This window comes from Bradyrhizobium sp. I1.14.4, assembly GCF_050435825.1.
In the GTDB taxonomy this organism is placed as follows: Bacteria; Pseudomonadota; Alphaproteobacteria; order Rhizobiales; family Xanthobacteraceae; genus Bradyrhizobium.
Genome location: NZ_JBNDLA010000025.1, coordinates 90,711 through 102,504 on the forward strand (window position 1 = coordinate 90,711; position 11,794 = coordinate 102,504).

Below are 11,794 nucleotides of genomic sequence, written 5' to 3' on the forward strand. Positions count from 1 at the left end.
TTCTTCACGCGAACCGGTACCCACTTCGCTCGAAAACGCTTTAGTCGAATTGCAGCCCGAAATGCCGCAGCGCCTCGCTGTAGGACGCGGCTGGATTGCGCACGTCAAACAGTACCGTGCGCATGTTGCACGCCTCGGCGCCTGCGATGTTGCGGCGCTGGTCGTCGACGAAGACGCAATCTTCTGCCTCCAGCGCCAGTTCGTCCAGCACGCTCTGATAGGCGCGGGAATCCGGTTTCAGGATCCCGGTATGGGTTGCGTCGACGATGGTGTCGAAGCGCTTGAGGATGGAGAGGCGGGTGCGGAAATCGGCACCGTAGAACAGGTCGAGTTCGTTCGAGAGGATGGCAAGCCGGAACCCGGCGTCGGCGGCGAGGGCGATCGCACGCGCCGCCTCGGGGCGGATCACGGTGTCGGGATCGGCACCGCGCGCGCGCTTCACGAAGGTCTCCATGTCGCGCCAGTCTTCGCCGACCATGCGCCCGACCTCATGGCTGCGGGTCAGCCAGTAGTCGCGTTCCGAAATCTCGCCGCGCTGCATCGCCGTCCAGAGCGGATCGCTGTCGGGGGCAAATGGTCCGAGCCATTTCAGCGTACACGGTGCGAGCCCGAGCGCGCGCTCGGTCAGGTCATGGGTCTCGAACAGGGTTTTTGAAATCACCCCACCGAAGTCGAGCACCAGCGCCCGGGCGAGCGGCCGCGTCATGCCGCAGCCGTCGCGCGGCCAGGGCGGACAATGCCGGCCGCGACCCATCGGTCGAAGATGCCGAGCACCGTTTCATTAAATGTCGTGCTGTTGATGTGGTCCTTGATCTCGTGCAGCTCGACCGGTGGCTGGATCGCCGACCGCATCGCATTGACGAACGCGGCGAGGGCGTCGGGATCGTGCAAGGCTTCGCCCTCGCGGTCCCATTGCTGGATGCCGCCGGCCGGCAGCACGAAGGCGACCGGCGCGCTGGCGCCAGCCAGTTTCTGCGCAATCGCGCTTGCGATCCGGCGACGATCGGCGGATCCCGAAGTCGCCGACGCGAGCAGCCGGTTGTGTGCGTGAAACGGACGATCCGACAGCTCGTTCGGAACCCCGAGCCATGCCGGGAAGTCGACCATGTCGATCGCCCCGGGGGCGACGATCTGCGGAATGCCGGCTCTGCCGGCATTCTCCAGCCTGTCAGCGCCGGAATTGACCACCGAGCCGGTGAGCTGATTGGCGACCTCCTGCAGGCTGAGGTCCAATACCGCGGCAAAGCCACCCTGCGCGGCGATCGACTCCATCGCGCGGCCGCCCATGCCTGTCGTGTGGAAGACGACGACCTCGTAGCCGCGCCGCTCGAGCTGCGGCTTGAGCTCCACCATATAGCGCAAGCAGCTCTTGCCGAGCGATGTGATCGCAACGACCGGCCGGTCCTGGCTCGGCTTGATTGCGCTCTTCGCCGCGCCGACGATCGCGCCGCAGGCTTGCGACAGCACGGCCGTGCAGGTGCCGTTGAGGCCGTAGAGACCGCCGGCCCACAGGATCATCATCAGATCGGCGGCGACACGCTCCGGCGGGATCAGATGCGAGAATGCGACGGTCGAGACGATCAGCTTCGGTAGGCCGAGCGGCAGCGCCTGCGCGACGTCGAGCGCAAGGTCGGTTCCCATCGTGCCGCCGATCGCGATCACGCCGTCGATGGCGTCGCCCTGCGCGAGCTCGCGCGCCAGATTGGCGGCACCGACCGCCATCAGGGACATCGCGGAGTTCTCGTCGCCGCTCGATGCCATCGCCGCGATCGTGGTGTGCGCGGCGGCCGCCACCGCGTGCTTGTCATGCGCGGGTTGGTACGGCGGATCGCCAAGCACGCTGATGTCCATCATGATGGATCTGCCGCCGGCGCGCGTGATGCACTCGCTCATGAACAGCAGTTCGTCGGTCTTGGTGTCTCCCGTTCCGATCAGGAGAATGCGGGGCTGCGTAATCTCAGGCATGACCTTGTCAGTGCTCGCCGGCAGGCGTGAATGAGGGTGGGCGACTGGTTTTGCACCGAGCGTGCAAGGCGTTCGGCCATCGTGCGATCACGCTATGAGGGCGCTGGCCGCGGTGACATCCACCTATCGGTTGATTGCTGCCAAAGCCTTGATTTGGCGAGGATTGCGCCATGCCAGCGGTCCCGGTCGGGGGCCGCTTTTGTCCTCGTCATCATGATCTCGCATGCAGCAAGCCCAGATCGATCCGTTACGATCGGCCGCAATTCCGGCCCAACAACTTTTCGTCGGTGGCCGGCCGGCGCAGGCGGTCAGCGAGGCACGGCTCGATGTCGTATCGCCGATCGACGGCCAGCTGCTGACGAGCATCGCTGACGGCAACGCGGCCGATGTCGACCTCGCGGTGCAACAGGCGAAGCAGGTCTTCGAGCAGGGCAGCTGGTCGCGCGCCGCGCCGGTGCAGCGCAAGAAAGTGCTGCTGCGGTTCGCCGACCTCATCGAGCGGCACGCGCTCGAGATCGCGGTGCTCGGTGTGCGCGACAACGGCACCGAGATCAGCATGGCCTACAAGGCCGAGCCGCTGTCGGCGGCCGGCACTATCCGCTACTACGCCGAGGCGATCGACAAGGTGTATGGCGAGATCGCGCCGACAGGCGGCGACGTGCTCGGGCTCGTGCATCGCGAGCCGCTCGGCGTCGTCGGCGTGATCGTGCCCTGGAATTTTCCGATGATGATCGGAGCGTGGAAGATCGGCCCTGCGCTCGCTGCCGGCAATTCGGTCGTGGTCAAGCCGCCGGAGCTTGCATCGCTGACGCTGCTGCGGCTTGCCGAGCTTGCGACGGAGGCGGGTTTGCCGGACGGCGTGCCCAACGTCGTCACCGGCCGCGGCGCATCGGCCGGCGAAGCGCTCGCGCTGCACATGGATGTCGACGTGCTCGCGTTCACCGGCTCGGGCGCGGTCGGCCGCCGCCTGCTCGAATGCTCGGCGCGGTCGAACCTGAAGCGCGTCCATCTCGAGCTTGGCGGCAAGTCGCCGAATATTGTGTTCGCCGATGTGCCCGACATCAAGCATGCGGCCAAAGTCTCGGCAAACGCCATCTTCCGGAACTCGGGCCAGGTCTGCGTTGCCGGCTCGCGGCTGCTTGTGCAATCCGAGATCTATGATCGCTTCATGGATGAGCTGCTCGACGCCACCGCAAGGCTGCGGGTCGGTGATCCTCTCGAACTGACCTCGGATATCGGTGCCATTTCGAGCAAAGTGCAGTTGCGCAAGAACCTGGACGCCGTTGCCCGCGCGGAGCAGCAGGGCGCGAAGCGGCTGATTGGCGGCGAGCAGATCCGTGCCGAGAGCGGCGGCAACTTCATGGCGCCCGCGATCCTCGCCGACGTGACGCCGTCGATGGAGATTTGGCGCGAGGAGGTATTCGGCCCGGTGCTATCAGTCACGCGGTTCGACAGCGAAGAAGATGCCACAGCGCTCGCCAATGCGACGCCCTATGGGCTTGCGTCGGCGGTGTGGACCGGAAGTCTATCGACGGCGCATCGCATGGTGCGCGCCATCAGGGCCGGCGTCGTGCACGTCAATGCCTATGGCGGCGCCGACATCACGGTGCCGCTCGGCGGCTTCAAGCAATCCGGCTTCGGACGTGACAAGTCGCTCCACGCACTCGACGCCTATACCGACCTCAAGACCGTCTGGATCGCGCTATGACATCAGCAACTGCCGAACGTGCAGGCGTTCTGAACCGATTGCTCGATGCCGAGCAAGAGCGTTTTCGGCACCTGCATCCGCGATCGGCGGCGGCGTGGCAGGAAGGCAGGCAGCACTACCTTTATGGCGGCCCGTCGCACTGGATGCGGCGCTGGTCCGGCGGCTTCCCGGTCTATGTCGAGGAGGCGCGTGGCGCACATATCAGGGACATCGACGGACGCGACTATGTCGATTTCTGCCTCGGCGATACCGGCGGCATGTGCGGGCACGCGCCCGAGGCGGTGACGGAGGCCGCGCTGCATCAGCTTAAGCGCGGCGCGACCATGATGTTGCCGACGGAAGACAGTCTCTGGGTCGGCGCCGAGCTGTCGCGCCGCTTCGGTCCGAAATACTGGACGCTGACGACATCGGCGACCGATGCCAACCGCGCCGCGATCCGCATCTCGCGCATGATCACCGGTCGGCGCAAGGTGCTGGTGTTTTCCGGCTGCTACCATGGTGGCGTCGAGGAGGCGCATGTCGAGATCCGCGACGGTCGGGTCGGCCTCCGCAACATGATCCATCCCAACGGCATCGATCATGACAGTGTGAGCCGGGTCGTCGAGTTCAACGATGTCGCTGCATTGGAGGCGGCGCTTGCACATGGCGACGTCGCCTGCGTGCTGACCGAGCCGCTGATGACGAATTTCGGCATGATCCCGGTCGATCCGGGGTTCCACCAGGCGCTGCGCGACCTGACCCGTCGCGCCGGCACCGTCCTCATCATCGACGAGACCCACACGCTATCCTGCGGACCGGGCGGTTACACGGAGAGCCACGGGCTCGAGCCCGACATTTTCGTCGCAGGCAAGGCGATCGCGGGCGGCATCCCCGCCGGAGTGTTCGGCCTCAGTCAGGACATCGCTGAGCGGCTCTGGAAACTCGTCCCCCACGTCAACCCGCGCGAGCGGCAGTCCGCGCATCTCGGATTCGGCGGCACGCTCGCCGGAAACGCGCTGACGGTCGCGACCATGCGCGCAGTGCTCGAGAAGGTGCTGACATCAGCGAACTACGAGCGGATGATTGGAACGGCGACCCGGCTCGCGCAGGAAAGCCGCACGTTGATCGAGGCGGCCGGTCTGCCCTGGCACGTCACGCAGATCGGCGCGCGCGCCGAGATCATGTTCATGCCGCGGCCGCCGCGCAGCGGTGCCGATGTCATTGCCGGCCGGCAACCCGATCTCGAGACCTTGCTGCACGCGTTCTACATGAACGAGGGCATTCTGGTCACGCCATTCCACACCATGCTGCTGATGTGTCCGGCGACGTCGGCGCGGGACGTGGACAGGCACACCGCGGTGTTCGCGCAGTTCATCGATTTGCTGCGAGGAGCAGGAGCAATCTGATGCAGGGGCTGCCGTTCAATCTCGACGGCCGGGTCGCCATCGTCACCGGTGGCGGCCGGGGTATCGGCGCGGCCATCGTGAGACGGCTTGCGCAGGCCGGCGCGACATTGGTGATTGCCAACCGGGCGCCTGATGTGGCCGAGGCGCTGGCACGCGAACTGACGGCCGATGGATGGGCTGCGCATTGCGTACCCTTTGACAGGCTCGATCGAGCCAGCTTGCGCGCGATGGTTGACCGCGTCGCGGTGGAGTACGGCCGGCTCGATATCGTCGTGCACAATGCCGGCGGTTGTCCGTGGGCCTCGCTTGAAGAGCTTGATGAAGCGAAGCTGAACGATACGCTGGCGCTGAATCTGAACGCCGGCATCTGGCTCGCGCAGGCCGCCATTCCCCACATGCGCGCTATCCACTTCGGGCGCATCCTCGTGACATCCTCGGTCTCCGCGCGCGTCGCGATGGGCGGCGGCGCGCATTACTCGGCGGCGAAAGCCGGCGTGAACGCGTTCATCCGCGGTGCCGCGTTCGAACTGGCGCGCGACGGCATCACGGTCAACGGCGTCGAGGCCGGCTTCATCGAGAAGCCGGGCCGCGGCACCATGAGCGCGCCGGAGAACAAGGCGAAGCTCGAGCGCTTCATTCCGATGGGGCACATGGGCAGCGCCGATGACATCGCCTGTGCGATGCTCTATCTCGCCTCGACCGAGGCCAGATATGTCACCGGGCAAACCATCGTCGTCGACGGAGGCTCGACGCTGCCGGAGACCGGACTTGCCGTCGAACGGCAGTGGGGGCTCTAGATGCCGCGGCTGGAGGGAAAGACGGCGCTGGTGACCGGCGCAGCCACCGGGATCGGCCGGGCCACGGCAACACTGCTGGCGTTGAGCGGCGCGCGCGTCGTGCTGTTCGGCCTCGGTGACGCCGAGCTTCAGGCCGCCGCGGCAGAGTGCGGAGGGCAGGCGGTCCATGGTGACGTCACCCGTCCGGACGACGTTGCCAAGGCCGTCACCGCCTGCGGCGCGTGGCTCGATATTGTCGTCAATGCCGCCGGCCTGATCGTGCCGGATCAGCCCGCCAGCATCTCCGACGAGGTCTGGGCCAGGACACTCGATGTCAACCTCACCGGGACAATGCGCATCTGTCGCGCATCCCTGCCGCTGCTCCGGCAGCGCGGAGGAGCGATCGTGAACGTCGCCTCCGTTGCCGCGTTCAACGCCAGCCCGGATAGCGCAAGCTACGCCGCCAGCAAGGCGGCGGTCGTTGCCTACACGCGCTCGCTGGCCTACGCGCATGGCGCCGACGGCATCCGCGCCAACGCTGTCGCACCTGGTTGGGTGCGGACGCCGATGAGCAGCTATGAAATGCAGCTGCTGGCGGACCAGAACGGCACCACGCCCGATGCCGAGTTTCGCGGCGTCGAACGACGAATCGCCCTGGGACGGATGGCCAAGCCTGCCGAGATCGCGGCGTGCTGCCTGTTCCTGGCCTCCGGCGAGGCATCCTTCGTGACGGGCGCGGTACTTGTCGCCGACGGCGGCGGCCGCTCGCCGACGCAAAATCGCGCCGTCTAGGGAGGTCGGCGCTCGTCGTGGTGCCGGCGCCACCTTGATAAGGGCCTGCGGATTTGGCACTCTCGCACTGTCACGTCATTCGATCGAGGGCGTTATGCAAAAGTCATTTTCTGTCATCATTGCTGCGGCTGCTTCAATCGTCGTCCTGTCGTCGACCGCGGCGCGATGCGGCGACTATCCGTTCGGCGATCCACCGTACCGGCTGGACTATGTGCAGGAGCCTCAGATCGAATCGGGCTGCTGGAAATGGAATTGGCAGCTGTATCAGTGGCAGGACCGCTGCCCGGTTTACGTCTATCCAAAGGCTTATATGTTCTCGCGATCGTCGCGCGTCGTGCTCCGCACCAAGGGGTGAGGAGCGGATCCGCGACTTGGAGTGCTCCGCGTCACGCCAATCGATTCGGCGCGGAGCGCGCCCTCATGAGTGCGCGATGGTGCACGCCACCTGGTGGTGCTTGCCGAAGTTGAGCAGCGCGTTTTCCCGGAAGCCGTCCAGCCAGATGCCGCGGCCGGCATAGCGATATCCGACCCCCATCGGAACGAGCCGCACATGCACGCCGCCGCGATGGCTGGTGAGCAGTGAGGCCGTGACCACTTCGCCCTCGACCGATACGGCACGCGGGCACAGTGGATACTGACGGCCGTTCTCGCAGGTGAAGACGATCTCGCTGCAGCTGCCGACCGAAGCCGGACCTTTGGTGATCAGGCCGAGGTCCGCGGCCGCCGCCGGCGTGGAATTACCAAATAGCGTCGCGCCCAACGCCATTACGCTCGCAACCGTGTAGCAAAATCGAATACGCATCAGTGCCCCCTCGTCCAGCGATAGGCTAAGTCATTGAGGAAAAATATCTCGCGCTAAATGAGCAAAAAAAACCTCCAAGGTCAAACCTCGCCACCCGGTGTGGAGCGGATTAAGCCCGAAGCCTTGGGGGTGAGCGTCAAGTGTTGCAAGTTTGCTGCAGTGGAGCGGAATTGAGCTAAAGGCTGTCCAGCTGCGACAACCTGCCTTTACTGGCCACAATTGGCCTGCAAGTGGTGAGGGGTGCTTGAGTCGTTTCGTGGGACTGCTTCAAGCGCCTGACCGGATCGCATCGCGAACGGCTTTCGGACGAACATCGGGGGTGGGAATGAACTTCCGTGGTGCCATTGCAGGTTCGCTACTGACGTTGATGATTGTCCCTGCGTCGGCGCCGACGGCTCATGCGCAGGCGCCGTCTCCTCAACCGGCGAGCGGCCGGGACGCGGCGGTACGGCCCGCCCAGGACGTTCAATCGTTCTCTGGCCCCAGTTTTCGCAAGGGCTTGTGGCGCTTCATACGAACGCTCGACGTCGTCAGGAGTGCGAACAAGAATTTCAAGTACCGGGTGGTCAACGCGGAGACCACGCGCTGCGTCGACCCAACCTACGCCATGAAGGCTACCTTTTCGACAGAACCGGTCGGAAGCTGCGTCTCGGACAAGCCTGAAAAGGTCGGCAATCAATACACCTTCGGGCACCGATGCGATTATATGGGCGCGGTCAGCACCGTCATTACCGTGCGCAGCGACGAGGCCTATACCGAGTTGAACGAGGTCAGCACGGGTGAGCATCCCAGGACCGACACAGTCGTCGCGACGAGGATTGGCGACTGCGATGATGGCGCTGGGGCTAACTCCGAAAAATCCGCCGCGGCGCGGTTGCAGCACTAGCCGCGATCAGCCAGGGCAGCTTGCCGGCATCGGGCTCATCAGGGGTCGGGGCAACGCCTGATTGGCGACGGGCCCAGACTGTATTCTTCCGGAGAAGGTTTTCCGCGTCCCGCCTTGATGTTGCCTCGCGCCGGCGCAAGCATTTGGCCGCGGAGAACCTAGCCAAAAAGGGCGAGCATTTACTCGACCTTAACGCGAAGTGTTCTGGAATGACGTGAGGTTGGGCGTGGTTCAAGTGAAGTCACGCGATGTGCATCGTGCGGCCGACAAGGATTCAGCAAATGACTTCGCGTGAAGGCTGCGTGCGGTCGAAGGTCTTTACATGCGCGCTTGGCGCTGTGATCGCGCTCGCCGGGTCGGTGCTTGCCCCTCAATGCGCCGCGGCGCAGGAGAACTTCAGCGGGCCGACCTTCCGGAAAGGCATGTGGCGATTCGTGCGGACGCTGGAGCTAGTGTCGCCCTCGAACGGGCGGCAAAAGCTGCTCGAGCGCGAGATGACGCGGTGTGTCGACCCGACCCAGGCCATGAAGGCGACGTTCTCATCCCCATCCATTGGAAATTGCCATTCTTCAAGGCCGGAGAAGGTCAGTAACAAATACGTCTTCTCCAACAGATGCGACTATCTGGGGCCGGTCAGCACCGTGATCACGGTTCTGAGCGACGAGGCCTATACCGAGGTCAACGAAGTCCACGGCCGGGCGCCGAGGATGGACCGGGTGGTCGCGCGCCGGATCAGCGATTGCCACGAGGACAGGGCTTCGCTTGGCCAGCCGGCCGCAGCACCGAGCGAGGTCTCGCACGAAGTGGAGCAGGAGTCGGCAGACGGCGAGCCGCTCTAAGGCGGTGCTCAGGCCCGGGGCGACTGGATGCCGATGCTCTTGCTAGAGCATGATCCGGAAAAGTGCGAAGCGGTTTTCCGAAAAGATCATGCTTTGACAACAAGCTAGCTAGAACGGCGGGCCTTCAAGATCGCCGGTCGCGACATCAGATCTTTTGCTGACCGCCTGGCCCGCTGACCTTGACAGTGATCTTCTGAATTTCGGTGCGGCCACCCTGATACTTGACCTCGATGGTGAGAGTATCGTCGCCGAGAAATTCGGGCGGCGCCTTGTAGAAAGCGACATAGGCGGGCACCTCGAGCGCCAGGCAGGCCTTGTAATTGGTCGCCTTGGCCTTCGCCGACTTCACCACAACCTTTCCGGCGGCCGGTGGACTGACCAGACGGATGGTCGGCAACGGTCCCGACGTGCAGTCGGGTAGTACGTTGAGATAAATGCCGATTTGGGTGTCCCGGTTGGCCTGGGCGCGAACCTGACGTTCGACCGTGGTCTCGGATGGGACCGGCTTTGCGGCCTCTGATTGCGCGGACGCCGCGCTGACAAAGCCGCAAATCAGGGCCGCGGCACACGCCTGAAGAATCACCCGCATCGACCACTCCAAATTGCCGACAAGGACGAACTGGGCCAGGCGGCCAATATAGCCTTTCGGCCAAGCCGAACCGGCTAAGCCGTTGTTCTTGCAGCTGCGACGTGTTCGATCTTTACCACACTCGCAGGGAAAGCATTGATTAACCAAATACATTTCTTGACCGGGGGGAGGGTTAACAATAGCCTAAAACTAAATTTTTCTACAAGTTTTCCTCTAATCGCATTTTGCGGAGTTGATAATGCAGGGATCGTTTCAGGTCGCTCAGGCTACCGGCACCGGCAATTCCACCAATTCGGCTCCAGTACGAATTTACAAGCTGACGAAGCCGCTGACCGATCAGGCGGTGGTCGTCAATCTTGGATATGACCAGAAGGCGAAGGTCGACTTTTCGTCGATCGCCAATGAAAAGATCACGCTGGTTCACATCGGCGAAAAGCTGATCATCCTGTTCGACAACCAGTCGACCGTCACGGTTGAGCCGTTCTTCGACTCCCGTGCGGATGGGCAGAGCAACGTCACGATCGAGATGGCGCCCGGTCGCGACGTCTCGGTCCAGGAGTTCGCAAGTCTGTTTCCGATCAGCACGGACGGCTCCGTCTTGCCGGCGGCCGACAATGGCGGCAACTCGAACGGCAATGCGCAGGCGAGCGGTGCGAACTTCAGTCCGTTCGCGGTTGATCCGCTGGATCCTGTGCCCACAAATCCATTGGCGCCGCAGGAAGAGATACCACCTTCGCAGCCCGGCGAGCAGCCGACCGGCTTTGTCCTCACGCAATCCACTCCTGCTCCCACCATTTCCGGCGGGCTCGTACCGTCGCTGATCGTCGACGAGAGCTTCCTGACCGCTGCGACCAACCATGGTGTTGCCGGTTCGGGTCTTGGGCCGGCAGGAACAACGGTCGCGTCCGTTCAGGTGTCGTTTAACGTCAATGCGCCGGGCGGCCTGCAATCGCTGACCTATGCGCTGTCCGTCACTTCACCGAACGAGGACTCCGGTCTGATCGATTCGGCGACCGGTCAGCACGTGCTGCTGACGGTCAATGCGGCCGGCGTCGTGGAAGGACGCACGGCCATCGGTGGCGATCTCGTCTTCACGGTCGCGGTCGATGCCACGGGCCATGTGACGCTGACGGATCTGCGCGCCGTTCATGAGGCAACGCCCGGCGACTTCAATGAAGGCATCACGCTGGCGTCCGGCCTGGTCACGCTGACCGCGACGGTGACGGACAATTTCGGCCAGTCCGCAACCGCGACCGCCGATGTCGGTTCGCATCTGACGATCCTGGACGATGGCCCGGTCAGCCCGACGGTGACCGTATCCGGAGTTGAGCCGGTCGCGCTGACCTTTGACGGCGGCCTGGCCGGCGGCAACTTCGTCGGCGTCCAGACGGCCGGGGACACCAACCCGTCGCCGACGGTTGCGTCGGTGAGCTTCGCCGGGGCGTTCACCTTCGGCGATCTGAGCGTTGCCGGTGCCGACGGCGGCGCGACCACGATCGACTACACGCTGGGCTTCCACGCCGGCGTGACTGACGGCACCGCGAGCGGGCTGACCCATGCGGGCAGCGCGATCTTCCTGTACGATGTCGGCGGTGTGATCACCGGTTCGACCTCGGCCACGGCAGGCGGCATCAACGCCGGCAACACGGTGTTCACGCTGAGCGTGGGCCTGACCACCGGCATCGTGACGCTGACCCAGCTTGAGTCGATCGATCACTCGCAGACCGACACCTACAACGGCTCCTACATCAACGACATCCAGCAGCTCGCTGCGAACCTGATCGACTTGAAGGCAAGCGCGGTCACCACTGACCGCGATGGTGATTCGTCCCCAACGATCTCGGCGCTGCTGGATCTGGGTGGCAACATCCGGTTCGGCGATGACGGCCCGCAGACCCCAACGGTGACGGTGTCGGGGTCGAAGACGGGAGAATTGCTGACGTTCGACGGCGGGCTTGCCGGCGGCAACTTCACCGGCACCCAGGATATCCACGACACCAATGCGTCGGCGACGATCGCGACCGAGGACTTCTCCGGTGCGTTCACCATCGG

At 64.3% G+C, this 11,794-nt stretch carries 12 protein-coding genes; 8 read left to right on the top strand and 4 right to left on the bottom strand.

Annotated features, from left to right (window positions below; genetic code table 11):
* Nucleotides 1–40: 40 nt before the first annotated feature.
* Together ABIB78_RS32015 and ABIB78_RS32020 are read right to left on the bottom strand one after the other, a co-directional pair.
* Nucleotides 41–706 carry an HAD-IA family hydrolase gene (locus ABIB78_RS32015; protein ID WP_429031965.1) on the bottom strand — a complete coding sequence of 222 codons (666 nt, stop codon included), beginning with the start codon at nt 704–706 and terminating at the stop codon, nt 41–43.
* Nucleotides 703–1,965 carry a Tm-1-like ATP-binding domain-containing protein gene (locus tag ABIB78_RS32020; protein WP_429031968.1) on the bottom strand — a complete coding sequence of 421 codons (1,263 nt, stop codon included), beginning with the start codon at nt 1,963–1,965 and terminating at the stop codon, nt 703–705. The genes ABIB78_RS32015 and ABIB78_RS32020 overlap by 4 nt, the downstream gene beginning before the upstream one ends.
* 223 nt (nt 1,966–2,188) lie before the next feature.
* Here ABIB78_RS32020 and ABIB78_RS32025 point away from each other — a divergent pair, with 223 nt between their 5' ends.
* From ABIB78_RS32025 to ABIB78_RS32045, 5 genes are all read left to right on the top strand, one after another.
* Complete coding sequence (locus ABIB78_RS32025; RefSeq protein ID WP_429031971.1) at nt 2,189–3,673, top strand: aldehyde dehydrogenase; 1,485 nt, start codon at nt 2,189–2,191, stop codon at nt 3,671–3,673.
* On the top strand, nt 3,670–5,058 hold the full coding sequence (locus ABIB78_RS32030; RefSeq protein ID WP_429031974.1) for a transaminase: 1,389 nt from the start codon (nt 3,670–3,672) through the stop codon (nt 5,056–5,058). Before ABIB78_RS32025 ends, ABIB78_RS32030 begins: the two co-directional genes overlap by 4 nt.
* Nucleotides 5,058–5,855 carry an SDR family oxidoreductase gene (locus tag ABIB78_RS32035; RefSeq protein ID WP_429031976.1) on the top strand — a complete coding sequence of 266 codons (798 nt, stop codon included), beginning with the start codon at nt 5,058–5,060 and terminating at the stop codon, nt 5,853–5,855. The genes ABIB78_RS32030 and ABIB78_RS32035 overlap by 1 nt, the downstream gene beginning before the upstream one ends.
* Nucleotides 5,856–6,626, top strand: a complete 771-nt coding sequence (locus ABIB78_RS32040; RefSeq protein WP_429031979.1) for an SDR family NAD(P)-dependent oxidoreductase — start codon at nt 5,856–5,858, stop codon at nt 6,624–6,626.
* Between the two features lie 94 nt (nt 6,627–6,720).
* On the top strand, nt 6,721–6,981 hold the full coding sequence (locus ABIB78_RS32045) for a hypothetical protein (protein WP_429031981.1): 261 nt from the start codon (nt 6,721–6,723) through the stop codon (nt 6,979–6,981).
* Between the two features lie 63 nt (nt 6,982–7,044).
* Here the strand turns inward: ABIB78_RS32045 and ABIB78_RS32050 are convergent, their stop codons facing one another.
* Nucleotides 7,045–7,428, bottom strand: coding sequence for a hypothetical protein (locus tag ABIB78_RS32050; protein WP_429031984.1), 384 nt, complete (start codon nt 7,426–7,428; stop codon nt 7,045–7,047).
* A gap of 325 nt (nt 7,429–7,753) precedes the next feature.
* On the opposite strand from ABIB78_RS32050, the gene ABIB78_RS32055 reads away from it, so the two are divergent.
* Complete coding sequence (locus ABIB78_RS32055) at nt 7,754–8,314, top strand: hypothetical protein (protein ID WP_429031987.1); 561 nt, start codon at nt 7,754–7,756, stop codon at nt 8,312–8,314.
* A gap of 248 nt (nt 8,315–8,562) precedes the next feature.
* Nucleotides 8,563–9,153 (top strand): DUF3617 domain-containing protein, encoded by a 591-nt coding sequence (locus tag ABIB78_RS32060; RefSeq protein WP_429031989.1) that lies wholly within the window; start codon nt 8,563–8,565, stop codon nt 9,151–9,153.
* Nucleotides 9,154–9,298: 145 nt separating this feature from the next.
* Here ABIB78_RS32060 and ABIB78_RS32065 read toward each other — a convergent pair whose 3' ends face one another.
* Nucleotides 9,299–9,895 (bottom strand): hypothetical protein, encoded by a 597-nt coding sequence (locus ABIB78_RS32065; protein ID WP_429031992.1) that lies wholly within the window; start codon nt 9,893–9,895, stop codon nt 9,299–9,301.
* An 85-nt stretch (nt 9,896–9,980) separates the two neighbouring features.
* Here ABIB78_RS32065 and ABIB78_RS32070 point away from each other — a divergent pair.
* The coding region (locus tag ABIB78_RS32070; RefSeq protein ID WP_429031994.1) for a DUF5801 repeats-in-toxin domain-containing protein at nt 9,981–11,794 on the top strand (1,814 nt) is incomplete at its 3' end.